General features: G+C 72.0%; 17 protein-coding genes and 1 pseudogene. 6 read left to right on the plus strand and 12 right to left on the minus strand.

Annotated elements, in window-relative coordinates; all coding sequences use genetic code 11:
* Positions 1–486 precede the first annotated feature (486 nt).
* Both AB0D46_RS06235 and AB0D46_RS06240 read left to right on the plus strand, forming a co-directional pair.
* The gene (locus AB0D46_RS06235; protein ID WP_362876093.1) at positions 487–1659 is read left to right on the plus strand and encodes a PP2C family protein-serine/threonine phosphatase; all 1173 of its coding nucleotides are present in this window, start codon (positions 487–489) and stop codon (positions 1657–1659) included.
* A 218-nt stretch (positions 1660–1877) separates the two neighbouring features.
* Positions 1878–2333 (plus strand): MarR family winged helix-turn-helix transcriptional regulator, encoded by a 456-nt coding sequence (locus tag AB0D46_RS06240; protein ID WP_362876094.1) that lies wholly within the window; start codon positions 1878–1880, stop codon positions 2331–2333.
* Between the two features lie 44 nt (positions 2334–2377).
* Here the strand turns inward: AB0D46_RS06240 and AB0D46_RS06245 are convergent, their stop codons facing one another.
* Complete coding sequence (locus tag AB0D46_RS06245; RefSeq protein ID WP_362876095.1) at positions 2378–3571, minus strand: PP2C family protein-serine/threonine phosphatase; 1194 nt, start codon at positions 3569–3571, stop codon at positions 2378–2380.
* 107 nt (positions 3572–3678) lie between these two features.
* On the minus strand, positions 3679–4176 hold the full coding sequence (locus AB0D46_RS06250; RefSeq protein ID WP_362876096.1) for a MarR family transcriptional regulator: 498 nt from the start codon (positions 4174–4176) through the stop codon (positions 3679–3681).
* 352 nt (positions 4177–4528) lie between these two features.
* Between AB0D46_RS06250 and AB0D46_RS06255 the strand changes: the two genes are divergently transcribed.
* Positions 4529–6097: a PP2C family protein-serine/threonine phosphatase gene (locus AB0D46_RS06255; RefSeq protein ID WP_362876157.1), complete on the plus strand. Its 1569-nt coding sequence runs from the start codon at positions 4529–4531 to the stop codon at positions 6095–6097.
* A gap of 50 nt (positions 6098–6147) precedes the next feature.
* Here the strand turns inward: AB0D46_RS06255 and AB0D46_RS06260 are convergent, their stop codons facing one another.
* The 5 genes from AB0D46_RS06260 to AB0D46_RS06280 form a co-directional block, all read right to left on the minus strand.
* On the minus strand, positions 6148–6453 hold the full coding sequence (locus tag AB0D46_RS06260; protein ID WP_362876097.1) for a hypothetical protein: 306 nt from the start codon (positions 6451–6453) through the stop codon (positions 6148–6150).
* 82 nt (positions 6454–6535) lie between these two features.
* Positions 6536–7114: a hypothetical protein gene (locus tag AB0D46_RS06265; protein ID WP_362876098.1), complete on the minus strand. Its 579-nt coding sequence runs from the start codon at positions 7112–7114 to the stop codon at positions 6536–6538.
* Positions 7111–8061, minus strand: a complete 951-nt coding sequence (locus AB0D46_RS06270; protein ID WP_362876099.1) for a DUF6286 domain-containing Asp23/Gls24 family envelope stress response protein — start codon at positions 8059–8061, stop codon at positions 7111–7113. Before AB0D46_RS06270 ends, AB0D46_RS06265 begins: the two co-directional genes overlap by 4 nt.
* Entirely contained in the window at positions 8058–8243 is a 186-nt protein-coding gene (locus AB0D46_RS06275; protein WP_362876100.1) for a hypothetical protein, read from the minus strand. Before AB0D46_RS06275 ends, AB0D46_RS06270 begins: the two co-directional genes overlap by 4 nt.
* 95 nt (positions 8244–8338) lie before the next feature.
* Positions 8339–8845: an Asp23/Gls24 family envelope stress response protein gene (locus tag AB0D46_RS06280; RefSeq protein ID WP_362876101.1), complete on the minus strand. Its 507-nt coding sequence runs from the start codon at positions 8843–8845 to the stop codon at positions 8339–8341.
* 354 nt (positions 8846–9199) lie between these two features.
* Between AB0D46_RS06280 and AB0D46_RS06285 the strand changes: the two genes are divergently transcribed.
* The 3 genes from AB0D46_RS06285 to AB0D46_RS06295 are packed head-to-tail and all read left to right on the plus strand — an operon-like array spanning position 9200 to position 10718.
* Positions 9200–9781: a sigma-70 family RNA polymerase sigma factor gene (locus AB0D46_RS06285; protein ID WP_362876102.1), complete on the plus strand. Its 582-nt coding sequence runs from the start codon at positions 9200–9202 to the stop codon at positions 9779–9781.
* On the plus strand, positions 9778–10392 hold the full coding sequence (locus AB0D46_RS06290) for an Asp23/Gls24 family envelope stress response protein (RefSeq protein ID WP_362876103.1): 615 nt from the start codon (positions 9778–9780) through the stop codon (positions 10390–10392). Before AB0D46_RS06285 ends, AB0D46_RS06290 begins: the two co-directional genes overlap by 4 nt.
* A complete protein-coding gene (locus tag AB0D46_RS06295) occupies positions 10389–10718 on the plus strand; it encodes an Asp23/Gls24 family envelope stress response protein (RefSeq protein WP_362876104.1) in 330 nt (109 codons plus the stop codon). The genes AB0D46_RS06290 and AB0D46_RS06295 overlap by 4 nt, the downstream gene beginning before the upstream one ends.
* Before the next feature lie 173 nt (positions 10719–10891).
* Here AB0D46_RS06295 and AB0D46_RS06300 read toward each other — a convergent pair whose 3' ends face one another.
* The 5 genes and pseudogenes from AB0D46_RS06300 to AB0D46_RS06320 all read right to left on the minus strand — a co-directional run bounded on the left by AB0D46_RS06300 (position 10892) and on the right by AB0D46_RS06320 (position 14748).
* A complete protein-coding gene (locus AB0D46_RS06300) occupies positions 10892–11839 on the minus strand; it encodes a sensor histidine kinase (RefSeq protein ID WP_362876105.1) in 948 nt (315 codons plus the stop codon).
* A complete protein-coding gene (locus tag AB0D46_RS06305; protein WP_362876106.1) occupies positions 11836–12633 on the minus strand; it encodes a hypothetical protein in 798 nt (265 codons plus the stop codon). Before AB0D46_RS06305 ends, AB0D46_RS06300 begins: the two co-directional genes overlap by 4 nt.
* 280 nt (positions 12634–12913) lie before the next feature.
* Positions 12914–13376: pseudogene (locus AB0D46_RS06310) on the minus strand (enolase C-terminal domain-like protein); the annotation flags it as partial.
* Between the two features lie 106 nt (positions 13377–13482).
* The gene (locus tag AB0D46_RS06315) at positions 13483–13707 is read right to left on the minus strand and encodes a hypothetical protein (protein ID WP_362876107.1); all 225 of its coding nucleotides are present in this window, start codon (positions 13705–13707) and stop codon (positions 13483–13485) included.
* 204 nt (positions 13708–13911) lie between these two features.
* Complete coding sequence (locus AB0D46_RS06320; protein WP_362876108.1) at positions 13912–14748, minus strand: NAD(P)H-binding protein; 837 nt, start codon at positions 14746–14748, stop codon at positions 13912–13914.
* Positions 14749–14769: the final 21 nt, after the last annotated feature.

The raw sequence follows: 14769 nt of genomic DNA on the forward strand, positions 1-14769 counted from the left end.
GGGGCGCCGATCGGACGCGGCTCGGTCAGCCGGGTCACGCCCTCCCGTGCGGACGCGAAGCAGTGCTGGACGTACGCGGTGGAGGAACAGCGTCCCTCGGGCCGCTCCCGCCGACTTCTTCGATGGCACGCTGCGCCTGCCCCGCAGGACGCGACGCGATCGTCGCACCGGGCGACGCCCCACACGGGGCGCGGCCGTAGTGCTCCGGGCGCGGGATTCCGGCTCGGTCGGCCACGCCGCCCGTCCCGGCGGCGCAGATTCTCACTCGCCGCAGACCTTCGGCGGGGCCGCAGACGGTAAGGTTGAGACTTAGTTGCCGCATGACAATTTTTTAGGTGATGAATAGTGGTCCCGGGTCGGTTCGATGGCGGACATCCGCGATGGTGCCGGTTCGTCCGAGTTCGTCAAGCATGAACCTCCCGCTCGCGCGGACGCCCAGGCGATCCGCCCGACCTGTCGACCACTTCGCAAGAAACGACGACCACCATGACGAATTATCTTGCTGTGGAACGCGCTCTGCGCACGGCCGCGCCGCACGACCTCCTGCGGGCGGTCAGAACGGCACTCGTGACGCACTACGGGGCCATCGAAGTCGATCTTCTGATGGCCGACTACAGCCTGAGTGTTCTCCAGCAGGTCACCGCGCTTCCGCACACCGCCGATCCGCTGCCGGTGCAGAGCACGCCGCAAGGCCGTGCCTTCGGGAGTCAGGAGCCCTACGGACAGTACTTCACCGACGGCGCCACCCTGGACCTCCACCTGCCGGTGACCGTACGAGGAGACCGGCTCGGGATCCTCACCGTACGCATGCCCGACCAGGCGTGCGGCCCGGCCACCGTCGAAGAGCTCAAGGACATCGCCGAGTTGCTGGGTCACGAGATCATCGTCGCCGAGCGGGACACCGACCTGTACCTGCAGGCACGCCGGGCGAGCCGACTCACCCTGGCGGCCGAGATGCAGTGGCAGCTGCTGCCCGGTCGCGCCTGTGCCCGCCCGGAATACGCCATCGGCGCTCAACTGGAGCCGGCCTACGACATCCACGGCGACAATTTCGACTGGTCCACCACCGCGGACACGCTCACGATGACCGTCACCAACGGGATGGGTGAAGGGATCCAGGCCTCGCTCCTCACCAATCTCACGGTCAATGCCCTGCGCAACGCCCGCCGGGCCGGGGTGGGCATCGCGGACCAAGCGGCGCTGGCGGACCAGGCCGTCTACGGCCAGCACCGGGGCCAACAGTACGTCTCGACCCTCCTTCTGTGTCTGGAGCTGGCCACGGGCCGCGGCGAGATCGTGGACGCCGGCTCGCCGCAGCTGTGGCGGTACCGGGACAGATCGGTGGAGAGGGTCCACTTCGAGGCACAGTTCCCGCTGGGAATGTTCGAGGAGTCGCACTACTCGACACAGCCCTTCCAGGCCCTTCCGGGAGACCGTCTCGTCTTCGTCAGCGACGGGGTGTACGGGGCGGCGGACAAGGGCGGGGTGGCCTACAGCGAGCGCGCCCTGGCCCGCGCCATCCAGGCCACCAGCCTCCTGCCGGCCGCCGCGGTGCCCCGCGCGATCCTGGAGACGCTGACCGCCTATCGCGATACCGAGGCCGACGACGACGCGCTGGTCACCTGCCTGGACTGGTTCGGCAGGCCGTCGGCGCAGTGACGTCCGCCCCACCCCGCCGAAGGGACCGCGAGCGGGATGCGGGAGCGGGGGGTGCCGGCGGGCGCGAGGGGGACGCGCACGCTCGTGATGCAATCCGGGCCGTTCGCAGGGGATACTTTCGCCACTGCGGGCACACGCGGGGGTATCCCTCCCGCCGGCGGCCCGTGACGGGCGGCACGGGCGGAGAGGCACCTGCTCATTGGGGAGTGACGGCCACCATGGACCGTGCGGGACCTGAGGACGCGCTGGCCGCCATGGCACACGATGTGGCGAGCGCCGCGACCGCTCTGGTGGACCTGTGGGAGCGCACCGCCCACGCCGCCTCCCCCCGGTTGTCGAGCCTGCAGCTACGCGCCCTGACGGCCGCCCGACTCAGTCCCGGCATCAATCTCACCCGGCTGGCCGAAGAAGTGGGAGCCGGTGCCCCGGCCGCCAGCAGGCTGTGCGACCGGCTGGAGGCCGCCGGCCTGCTGCGCCGCCGACGGAACGAGGACGACCGGCGTGAGGTGGGACTGGTCCTGACGACACACGGCCACGAAATGGTGAACGGACTGCAGGAGCGACGCCGCCGGGCTCTGCAGGAGGTGCTGGGGGACATGCCGTCCGCCCACCGCCGGCACCTGTTGGAGGGGTTGCGCTCCTTCGCCGAAGTGACGGAGACCCGCGACGATTAGCGCGCGTGCGAGCCGAGTCGGCCACCGGTTGCCGGGTGCCGGACTCACGGTGATGAGGGTCGACCGTTCCAGTCCAAGCAGACGACGACGGCGTCCTTGGCGAGTTCGGATCCCCCTTGGTGCTGGATGAGGCCGTCGACGAGTGCGCGTGCGGTCTCGTGCGCGGAGGACCTGCCGGTGGCGGCGACGGTCTCCTTCAGCGCCCGCTCGCCGAAGGCACTGCCGTCCGGTGAGGGGGAGCCGTGCACCCCACTGCTCACGATCACCAGGCGGTCGCCGGGGGCGACCGTGAAGGACTGGTGCCGGTAGTCGGTCTCCTCGAACATGCCCAGGGGGGTCTGGGCCTCGAACATCACCTGCTCCACCAGGCCGCCCCGGAAGCGGAACAACTGGGGGGACCCGGCCTCCACCGCCTGGGCCCGTCCTGTTGCCAGGTCGAACCGCAACAGGAGCGACGGGGCGTACCGTTCGCCGCCGTACTCGGCGTAGACGGCCTGGTCGGCGAGGCACGCCTGCTCCGCCAGGGAGACCCCGGCCCGGCGGGCGTTGCGCAGGGCGTTGACGGCCAGATTCGTCAGGAGAGCGGCGTCGATGCCGTGGCCCTGGCCGTCGGTGACGGTGAGGGTGAGGAAGTCCTCGGTGGTGCTCCAGTCGAAGTTGTCCCCGCCGATGGCGTAGGCCGGTTCGAGGTGGCCACCCAGGGTGTACTCCTGTCGGCTGAATCCGCGGCCGGGCAACAACTGCCACTGCATCTCGGCGGCCAAGGTGAGCCGTCGACGCCGACGGGCCTGGCGGTAGAGGTCGGTGTCCCGGTCCGCCACGACCAGTTCGTGCCCCAGCGCGGTGGCGAAGGCGGCCAGGTCCAGCACGGCGGGAGCGCCCTTGGCCGACTCGGGACACCGCACGGACAGCACGCCCAGCCGATCACCGCGCACGGTGATCGGGAGGTGGGCGATGACTGTGCCGGGGTCGTCGGTGACCTCCAGGACGGGGGTCTGCGTGGCGAAGGCCCGGCCGGCCGGGGCTCCGTCCCGTACGGGGACCCGCGTTCCCGTGTGGGGCAGGTGCGTCACCGGCTGCAGCACGTCCAGCCCGTAGTCCGCCAGCAGGAGCGTGACCTCGCTCGCCCTGACGTGGGTGGTGAGGAGTTCCCGGGCCGCTGACGGCAGTGCGGTGGGTGCTGCCGCTCGCAGCGCGTCTTCAGCGGCGCCGAGCCAGGCTTCGGAGTGGTTGCGCATGCCCTCGTCCCTTGTCGCGGTGGCCGGTGCCGGTCACGGGTGCAGTCTGCCGGGACGGGCGCCGACCCATGCGCATCTCGTTGCCCCGCCGCCCCGTCGGGCGCGGTTCAGGCGGTGTCCGACAGGGTGTCACCGCGCGGAGGGACACCGTGGGCCGCCGGATCGGCGGCCGCGGCGCGGAAGGCGGCCAGGCTCTCGGCGAGGGTGCGCCTGTCCTCGGTCGACATCCGCTGCATCACCTCGGCCGTCCTGAGCGCGCGCAGGGCGCGGTTGTTCGCCAGGACGGCGTGTCCGCGCCTGCTCAGGGTCAGCTCGACTTCGCGTCGATTCGTGCTGACGCGGGAGCGCTGGAGCAGCCCCGCCGCCTCCAGGCGGTCGCACAGGCGACTGACGGCGGGCGCGGCCGAACCGAGGGCGTCCCCGAGATCACGCAGATTGATCCCGTCCCGCTGTTCGATGACGGTCAGCGCCCGCAGCTGCGACGGCGGAACCGAGCCTTCGGCGGCTTCGTGGCCCGGGCGCCACAGGACCTCGAGCAATTCGGCGACGGCGCACGCCTCCAGCACCTCCTGCTCGTCGACGAGGGGATGCAAGGCTCTGGGCATGGCCCCACTGTGTCAGCCGGAAGCCCATTTGTCAGGCGCCGCGGAATACTGCCGGGGCCGCCCGGGAGCGGCTTCGCACGGCAGCGGGGGTCGGCACGTGAACAGGTCGAGCCTGGCGGGGTGCACGTCCGGGGGGCGCTGTGACGGAGGAAGCGCTTGGTTGCCACGGGCCTACGGGGGCTTGGTTGCCACGGGCCTGCGGGAGAGATAGTTTCCATAGGGAAACTGTTCCCTTTCGACATGATGAGGTGAGGGGTTCGCCCAGCGAACCGAAGGTGTGGTGAACTCCACGAAGGCGACCACGTCCGGTTCGGCCTCGGGGCACAACCCCTGGGCGGGCGCGCCGTATCCGGTGCTCGTGGCGGACCGTCAGGCGGTATTGCTCGCCGTCAACGAAGCCGCCTCTCTCATCCTCCCGGACGCCTGCCCCGGCTCCGCGCTGGCGGACGTGGCGCCCGCCTGGCTCACCGCCCCACCCGCGCGGCGGCCCGGGGTCGACGTCGAGTACGCGACGGTGCAGGGCCCGGTCGCCGACCGCACGTACGAAGCGCATCCCACCGTGCGGGACGACGGCACGGTGGTGTGGTGGCTGGTCGACGACACCGATCACCGGTTGGCCCGAGAGGCCCTCCTGCTCGAACGGGAGCGCACCGCATTCCTGACCGACGCCTCGAACAGGCTGCTGTCGTCCTTGAACATCGAGCGGTGCACGGACGTCACGACCATGATGGCGGCCGAACACCTCGCCGACGCCGCGGTGGTGATCGCCCCCGCACACGGCCGCGAGTTCCCCGTGGTGAGCTGCCTGCGCGGTGGAACGCCCGTCGCGTCCCGCGTGCCGGCCGATCCGCGGGACGTGCCGGGACTGGCGGAGGCGCTACAGGGCTTCCCCCCGGTTCCGGCCCGATGGATCGACCCGGTCGCGGCGCCGGCCTGGCTGGTCCCGGAGGGTTTCGGCGCGGTGGGGTCGATAGTGATCACTCCGCTGCCCGGGCAGGGGGTACCCGCGGGCGCCCTGGTGCTGCTGCGGCGGGAGAGCGACACGGCGTTCACGGAGACCGAGGAGGTGTTCGCCCGGCTGTTCGCCGCGCGGGCGGGGGCGGCGATGTCGGCCGCCCGGCTGTACGCGGAACAGGCTTCGATCTCCGAGACGTTGATGCGTGACCTGTTGCCACCGTCCCTGCACCAGGTGGCGGGGGTGGAGTACGCCGGCGGCTACCGGCCCTCGAAGGACCACGAGCGGATCGGCGGCGACTTCTACGACGTCCACCCCTCCGCCGTCGAGGGCGACGCTTCGTTGGTCGTGCTGGGCGACGTGTGCGGCAAGGGCCTGGAGGCCGCGGTGATGGCGGGCAAGATCCGCAACACGATGCACGCCCTGCTGCCGATGGCCGGCGACCACCACCGGATGTTGACCCTGCTCAACACCTCCTTGCTCAACACCCGCAACGCCCGCTTCGCCACCATGGTGCTCGCCTCCGCCCGGAGGCGGGGCAACTCGGTGCACATGCGGCTGACCAGCGCCGGGCATCCCGCTCCACTGATCGTGCGAAGCGGCGGCGGGGTCGAGGAGGCACCCACCCGCGGCAGCCTCGTCGGGGCGCTCCCCCACTTCACCGCCGTCGGCGCCGACGTCACGCTGGCGCCGGGCGACGCCTGCGTCCTGTACACGGACGGGATCAGCGAGGCCCGCGGCGGTCCCACGGGCGGCGCCGAGTTCGGGGAGGAACGGCTGCGGCACGCCTTGTCGACCTGTGCGGGCATGCCCGCGGAAGCCATCGTGGAACGCGTCCAGATGCTCACGTCCCAGTGGGTGGCGGGCGGACAGCACGACGACATGGCGATCGTGGTCATCTCCGCGCCGCGCAACGAACATCTGAGCGCCGTGGACGGCCACACCCGAGGCCGATTCACCGCATGACGATCGCTCCGCCGCCGGAACGGCGTGCGTGCCCCGGGTGGCACCGAGCCTCAGTACTCCTCGTCCGGGTAGTTCCAGTCCACCACCACGGTCGCCGCGGGCGCCGCCTCCTTCGCGTACCAGGCCAGGGACTCCTCGAACTTCGGGCGCCACAGGTAGGAGCGGCTCACGATGAGGGGGAAGTCGGTGTCCCCCACGACGAACCAGGCCCCGCCCGCCCCCTCCACGGCCAGCCGGACCTGGTCGGCGATGCGCTCTTCCCCCAGCAGTTCCTTGAGCTCCGCGAGGACCGCCTGCGCCTGCGCCTCGTCGGCGACGTTCGACACCCGGAAACTGAATTCGATGTTCACTGACATGCCGGGCAGGCTAATCGATCGCTTTCGGTCCCGGCGGAGACGGGGCACCGGAGGGCGGCCGCGAGGACGCCGGGGCCGGGGGTCAACGGACGTGGGGTGCCCGGTGGGTGAGGTGGCTCATGCGCAGGCGTAGGTCGATTTCGTAGGGGGCGGCGGCCGTTTCGGCTTCCGAGGTGAGTGCGGTGAGCGCCGCGACGACGGTGTCGGGGGTGGTTTCGGGCTCCAGCCAGACGCGCGTCCGCAGGTGCAGGTGCCGGCGGCGGACGTGGATGCGCGTGCGGCAGCGGCTGACGCCGTCGATGGTCAGGGCCCGTTCGGCGAGTGCCTTCTCCAGGGCGCGGGTGCGCAGGGATCCTCCCGCCGCGGCCAGGGGCAGTCGGGGGCGGCGGCGGATGCGGAGCTGGGCGATGAGCCACCAGCCGAGTGCGAGGGTCGCGAGCACCCCGACCGCGGTGACGGTGGGGGTCCACCAGGGATGGGTGCGGAGCTCGGCGAGGGCCGCACGGTCGAGAAGGGGCGCGTCGGGTGGTGCGGGCCAACCGGAGGGGACGTGTTCGGCCACAGAGGTGTGGGCGGAGGCGATCCACCCTCCGCCGAGCAGGAGCGTGAGGCCGACGGCGGCGAGGACGGTTCGGTTGGCGGCGGTACGGGGCGGGGTCATCCGGCGTGGCCCTTCGGCTCGTCGGGGGTGTTGTCGGTCTCGGGCGGTGGACTCTGCCAGGTCGGCTCCGGGGTCACGGACACCCTGCGTCGCGGGGTGCGGCGCAGCCGGCAGCCGGACAGGATCCGGTCGGTCGCGGCGGTGGCCTGCCGGAGTGCTTCCTGCTGGTCGCCGAAGGCCAGTCCGGCGCGGACGGTCAGGCGTCGGCGCCCGGCACGAACCCGAACCGTCTCGATGCCGGGGACGTCGTGGACGGCGCCGCGGACCAGCTCGGCCACCGTGGAACGGTCCACGGCCACGTTGTGGCGCGGTGTCGGGCCGCTGACGGTGAGCCGGCCCCTCCGTCCGGGTGTGAGGGCCTGTGCGAGCAACCACAGGCCGACGACCGCTCCGACCGCCGCGCCGACGGTCACGCCGAGGTCGCCGAAGCGGTGTGCGGCGAACCAGTCGACGATGTGCAGGCGCCACGCGGCAGCGCGGTGCCCGCCGGCGTGGACCCGGATCACGTCGACGGTCACGGTGGCGCACGCGGCGGCGGCGAGCAGGACGAGCACGGCCGTCGGGGCGCGTCTGGCGGACCACCACCGGCGCGGGCCACGGGCCGGCGGGCGGTCGTCCGTCGTCAACGGGTCGGGTGCCACGGGTGCGGCGTCCTGCGCGCTGAGTCGGGTGACGGCCAAGCGGGGCGGGGCGATCTCCAGTCCGGTCAGTTCCCGAGTGCGCTCGGCGACGTGCTGCTGCACGCGTCGGGCCGCTTCCGACAGCGGAGTCGGGTAGGGCAGCGCCACGTGGAGGGCCACGTCGGCCGTGCGTCCGTGGACGTGCGCCGAGCCCGTGGCCGTACCCGCCGACGGGGCGGGCAGTACTTCCGAGGCCGCCTTCTCGGCGATCCTGCGTACGGCCTTGTCCGCGATGGTGGTCGTCCCGCGGCCGGCGGCCCCGGTCACCGCCGGCTCCGCTCGAACATCTGCCGCAGTTCGTGCGGCTGTCCGCCGGCGTCCAGCCAGGCCCCGGCCGCGTATCCGGCCCCGCCCAGGAAGGCGACGAGTACGAAGGCGCCGAAGCCTCCGAACCACCCCGCGAACGCGAGGGCCATCCCCGCGGTCATGCCGATGAGGGCTCGGCTCATCTCTTTCCTCCTTGTCCGTGCTCGGTACCGGGGGCACGAGCCGGTGTCGTCGCGCGGAGCGGATCGTCGCGCGCAGGGGTGGGTTGCGAACGGTGTTACTCGACGCGGCCCTCGCCGGCGGCCGTGTGGTGGTCGTCCTCGGGCAGGTGGACGTCGTTGATGGCGATGTTGACCTCGACGACCTCCAGACCGGTGATGCGCTCGACGGCACCGATGACGTTCTCGCGGACGTCCGCGGCGACCTCGGTGACGCTGACGCCGTACTCGACGACGAGGTCCAGGTCGATGGCGGTCTGTCGTTCCCCCACCTCGACCTTCACGCCACGGCCGATGTTCGGACGGCCACCCGGCACCCGGTCGCGGACCGCGCCGAGCGTTCGGGACAGGCCGCCACCCATGTCGTGGACGCCGGGGATCTCCCGCGCGGCGATGCCCGCCACCTTGACCACGACCACGTCGGCGATGGAGGTCTTCCCGCGCGTGCCGGCCGGTTCGTCCGTGCCCGGCTTGCCGAGGGCGATGTCGGTCGTGCCGGCGCCCGCCCGGTCGTTCTGCGGGGCGGAGGCGCGCGGGGACGAGGGGATCAACTGCTGAGTGGTCATGCTCCGTAGGTCCTCTCCGTGGGCGCCGCCGGATGCGGCGCGCTGTGTGGTCTCACTTCCATGGACACCGGCCGGCGGCCGTTGTGACGCACCGGATCGAAATCCGCCCGTTCCTTGTTTCCGGGCGCGGCCGGCGGCGACGTGATCCCCGCCCTTCCGATTCCGACTGTTTCCGCCTGTTGTCTCCCTGATTACGAAGATGTCGGCGGGGCACCCGGGTACCGCGGGTGAGGATGCAGTGACCCGGAGCTGCCGGCTCCTGATCACCCGCCGCGCGCCGTGTCCGCCGGGTGCGGCGGGGACGGGCGGGGGCGGGCCGTACACCGGATGGACCGTGACGAAGGGAGCCGCCCGATGGCGGGGACACTGACGAGGGCGCCGGACGACGGCACGAGGGCCGGCGATGACGCCCTGCTGGCGGTACGCGCCGCGGAAGGCGATGACGAGGCCTTCGCCGTCCTGGTCCGTCGTCACGTGCCGGCCTTGGTCCGCCTGGCCACCGGGCTGCTGGGCGACCGCGCGGAAGCGGAGGACGCGGTCCAGGACGCCCTGATCAGCGCCTGGCGCAAGCTGCCCGAGTTCCGTGGCCGGTCCTCGTTCGGGACGTGGGTGTACCGCATCGTCACGAACCGCTGTCTGAACGTCCTGCGCGCCCGTAGACCCCAGGCTCGGCTGGAGGAGGCTTCGGAGGTGAGCGCCCCGGAGCACAGCGTCGCCCCCGACCGGATCGCCGAGGCGCGTGCCGCCGTCACGGATCTCCACCATGCGCTCGCCGACCTCTCGGCCGAGCAGCGGACCTGCTGGGTGTTGAGAGAACTGGACGATCATTCCTACACTTTCATCGCGGAAACGGTCGGCATCACCGAGCAGGCCGTCCGCGCCCGCGTCTTTCGCGCCCGACGCCAACTCACCGACGCCTTGGGGGCCTGGCGATGACCACAAGCACCCACCCGCCTTCCTCCCCGCCGCCCGGACCGGACGACGAACGACTGCCCTGCGGACGGCTCCTCTCGCAGGCCTGGGCCGCCTGGGAGAACGGCGCCACCGACCCCCGCCACGCCACGTGCCCGTCCTGCGCCCGCGCCGCCGCGGAACTCGAACAGCTCGAAAGGGCGGTACGGGGACTGCGCGGGGCGCGGGGCCCGGCCGACTACGACGCCACCGGCCTGACGGACCGCGTGATGGACATCGTCCGCACCGAGTTGCGGCCCGGACGCCCCCTGCCCCTGGGCGCCCCCGAGGAAGCCATGTGGATCACCGAGTCGGCGGCCGCCCGGGTCCTGCGTACGGCGGCCGAACAGGTTCTCGGAGTACGTTCCGGATCGTGCCGCATCACTCCCGACACGGACGGCGGCCACGTCGCCGTCAGCATGCAGATCCTGGCCCCCATGAGCGCGTCGAACCTGCCGGCCCTGGCGGACGAGGTCCGCCGGAGGGTGCGGGCAGCGGCGGACGGCTCCATCGGGTTGGAGGTCACCGCCATCGACGTCCGCGTCATCGGTTTCGCCGACGCCTCGGGCGGCGGCCCGGGAGGGGGGACACAGTGACGCAGGATCCGCTGGACCAGGCTCTCGCCCGGATCGTGCGCGAGGTACCCGGCGTCGCCTTCCTCACCCCCGGGTTCACCGACCGGCTCCGCACCGCGTTCCAGGGTCCGCAGGCTGCCGCGCGCACCCCTTCCGGCCTGCGCATCAGCCGCAGCAGGGCCACCGGCCGGTGGGAGATCGACGTACGCGTCGTCACCCTGTCCGGCAGCAGGGCGCTTGACGTCACCCGCGCCACCCGGTCCGCGGTCCTGACCCACCTGCTCGCACACCACTCCCCCGGCACGGCCGGGGCCGCGGTCACCGTGACGGTCACCGGCGTCGTGTGACGGGCGGCGTCATGTGACGGTCGGGGGGACGAAGCGGTTCGGCCGGTCCGGGCCCCTGACCGGCGAGGCACCCAGAGGTGGGTCAGCCCGCGCGAGCGACTCGGCCTTCGCGGCGTCAGCGCCTGCGCCGGCGGCCGGCCCCCGCCCCGCACCTCGCCCCGACCGACGACCCGTCAGGGGGCCGTGAGCCGCATGTGCAGGCGGATGGTCGTTCCGGTGCCCGGCGCCGAGCGGATCTCCACCAGGTCGCACAGTTGGTGGGCCAGCCACAGCCCGCGCCCGCCGTACTGCCCGTTGGGGGGCCGGGTCCTACCGGCCAGGGGATCATCGATGTGGCCGGCGTCGCGGAACTCGCAGACGAAGGTGGAGTCCTGGGTCCAGGTGCGCAGGGTTCCGTGGCCGCCGCCGTGGCGGATGCTGTTGGAGGCGATCTCGGTTGCCGCCAGGAGGAGTTCGTCCAGCCGGGCCTCGGGAAGGTCGGTCTCCGTCGCGCAGGTGGTGATCTTCTCGCGCACGGCGGTGAGACCGCCCCGCTTGTACGTCAGCTCGTCCAACGGCCCGCACGGAGCGATGAGTTCCTCGAAGGTGTAAGGGGCTTGCCGATCGTAGTCCTCGCTCGGCAGGGCGATGCCGTTGCGGCGGATCAGGGGGTGGCAGCGGGCCAGGGCCCGCAGCGAGTCGGAGTCGTCATCGGTGGTGTCATAGGGGCAGAGCAGGGACCAGGCGGCGCTCTGTGCGAAAGCCAGGTTCAGAAGCCATTCGTGGTAGCGCAACTCGGCTGCCTCGGAGGCGGATTGGGCCTGGCGCCAGGCGGACTCGCCGATCCCGCGCAGCGGGCGGCCGTCGGCTGCCTGCCGGGCGATCTCGTCGTGCCACACGGCCAGCAGCCTGCCGGGGTTGCGGCCGGGGGTCGCCGCGTCGAGGAAGGTGATCGACTTGGCGTCGGGGAGTTCGGCGCGCAACAGTGCCTCACGATCGGCGGGCACGGAGATGATCACTCCCTCGCGCGATTCCTGGGCTTCGCGGATGAAGTCGAGGGCGCCGCTGAGGAACTCGTCGTCACCGACGTAGGGGTAGAGCTCGTGACGGAAGCCGTCCTGGGGCCGTACGGAGGTGGTCATGCGAGGACCTCCACCGGGGTTCGGGGTCCGGCGTAGCCGGAGAGGTCCCAGGACAGTTTGACGAGGCGGTTGGCACCTTCGATGATCACGCGGCGGTCCGGCAGATGGGTCGCGGCGTCGACGAGAGCCCGCATCCCCGCCGCGTCGATCAGCTTGACCTCGTCGAAGCGGAGTCGGATCCGGGACGCGCGCCGGAAAGCCGATCGAAGGACGGTGGCGAATGCGTGTGCCCCATCGGCATCGATCACTCCAGACACCTTCCAGTCCTCATTTACCAATCTGAACATCTGGAATCCGGGCAGTTCAGGTCGGCTGCCCACGGTCTGCGGGTGTACGCACATCACGGCCTCCCACTCCGCACGGCTCCACGAGCCCGGAAGGTAGGCGCAGACCACGGTGGCGCCGCTGAGGGCCGCCGTCTCGTCGAACCCGAGCTCCTCGTCCACCAGCCCGTCCAAGCCCCGCGCGCCGGGTTCGCGGCACGCCAGGACACGAGTGGTGGGGTAGCCGGCGCTCCTGGCCCGCTGCACCTCGCGGTCCACGGTGAGGGCGAGCGACCCGGGCTCCTGACGCGTGTCGATCATCACGACGGATTCGGGTACGGAGCGCAGTCGACCCACCTCGGTCAGCGACGTCGGGGAACCGACGATCACGAGCCGGTCGCCGTACAGGGTTCCGTCGGCGACGAACGACTCCAAGCCGCCCGTGAGTCCCGGCGCCCCGTCCACCTTCCAGCAGACGTGGTCTCCGGGTACCACCCCGTCCAGTGTCGCCAGGGCCTTCACTGCCCTCACTTCCACTCCTCGCCGCCACACCCGCCGGGACCTGCTCACGATCTCCCAGTCTAGGCCGGTCGTCGGCCCGATCGGAGCGCTCCACGGACGGGACCGCGACCGGGCGCCCCGGCCCCGCGGCGAACCCCGGCCAGGACGACCCCGTACGACCTTGCGTGACGAGCCCACCCGCACGACGGCCAGGCGGTTCGGCGGGCGCCGGGGCACGTGGGAGGAACAGCGCAGCCCGGCCCCGGCGGTACGAAGGAGTGATCCTCGTACCACTCGCTGGAGACGGTGTCTCTTCGAGGACGTCGCGCAGCGGTTCGACGCCGAGGCCGGGGCCGGTGGGGACGTCGAGGTGGCCGTCCTCATCGAGGACGAACGGCTCGGTTGTCGGTGGCGAAGTACCGGCTGGAGCCGGAGGTGTCGCCGGGCAGCGTGCGGCCGGGCAGGCCGGCGAGGGCGACGTTCGCGTCGCGGCCGATGCCGGTTTCCAGCATGCCTCCGCACCGGACGGGAATGCCGTGGGCGTGGGCGAGGTCGTGGATCCGGCGGGCTTCGAGGTAGCCGCCGACGCGGGCGGGTCTGACGTTGATGACGGGGCAGGCGCCGAGGGAGATCGCGGCCGCGGCGTCGGCGGCGGACTCGACGGACTCATCCGGGCAGATGGGTGTGCGCAGGAGTGTGGCGAGTCGGGCGTGCTGGACCATGTCGTCGTTGCGGACGGGTTGTTCGATCAAGAGGAGATCGAAGGCCTCAACCCCGCCACCACGCTGGAGGACGTCCAGGAGATTCTGGACACCACGCGCTGACCATCAGGCACGAGCGGCCACGGCGGGGCCGACGAGACCCCTGCGCACACGTTGGCTACGACAGGACGGTGAGGAGGGCGGCCACGACGGTGACCGCGCACATGGCGACCATCCAGCCGCTCCCCGGACCCACCATGTCGCCGCCGCCCTCCCCTGCCCCGTCGGGGCCCGCTCCCCCGAGGTCGCGGCACCACGGGCACGTCTCACCGTGCACGAGGGCATCCCGCCACACCTCACCGTCGAGCGACGCCCGCGCGAACAGCCTTCCGTCTTCATCCACGCCAGGAACAACGCCGCGGCATCGCGGGCGTCACCCCCGACACCCGATCCGAGACCCAACCGACATCAAAGTGGGGCCTGTTGAGCTACCCGACTGGTTACCCGAGGGCTCCGGGAGCGAGCCCCCCGGTGATGGCCCGCCCCCCGCCTCGCGCCCGGAGCAAGGTTCGACCGTCGCCCACCTCGGCGGCCGGCCGAACCGGGCTCAGACCGGGTCGGGTTCGGAGCCGGACGCCAACCTCGTGGCCGAGGTGACCGCGACGGCCGCGGCCAGGGGATCACGGGCCGGGCGGCCCAGCAGGTCGGTGAGGTCGGGAGAGGTCCCGTCCAGGAAGCCGTGCCGGATGCCGGTGGCGATCGAGGCGAGCATCGGCGGCTGGAACGGCAGCAACCCCGGCGTCCCGTTCAGAAGCCGATGCCGATATTCACCCAAGTCGAGCGTCCGGTACGGGACTTCGAGCCGGTCGGCCACCTGCGCCGCCGTGATCGGCGTCCCGACGAGTTCATGAACGCGCCCGCTGTGCCGAGCCGGATCCGCCGCGACGAGCGCCGCCGCATCGGCGAGATCCTCTCGCGCGACCGCTGCCAGTGCGCCGTCACCGAACGCCGACTCCAAGCCGTCGTCGGTCCACGTCAGGAGAGCGCCGAAGAGTTCGGCGTAGAGCCCGTTGCGCAGGATCGTCCACGGCAGGCCGCTCCCCCGCACCAGACGCTCGGTCGCGCGATGGGCGAGCGCGAAACCGAGGTGGTCGCCGGCGCCGGTCAGGCTCGTCTGGACGACGTGGCGGACGCCGTCCCTGACGGCGGCGTCCAGGACCGACGCGTGCCGTCCGATCACCCGGTCGTCCTCGCCGTACCCGGCGGAGATCAGCACCAGCGTGGACACGCCCTCCAGGTCGAGGCTTTCAAAATCATCGAAGTCGAGACGCCGCATCCCCTCGACCGGCGTGCGGCTGCCGCCCTCCGCGACGACGCCACGCGTACGCAGCGCCGCGAGCGTGGCCCTGCCGAGGTTCCCGCTCGCTCCGGTCACCAGGATCATGTTCCCTCACCGTCTTCCGTC

Source organism: Streptomyces sp. NPDC048383 (assembly GCF_040651775.1).
In the GTDB taxonomy this organism is placed as follows: Bacteria; Actinomycetota; Actinomycetes; order Streptomycetales; family Streptomycetaceae; genus Streptomyces.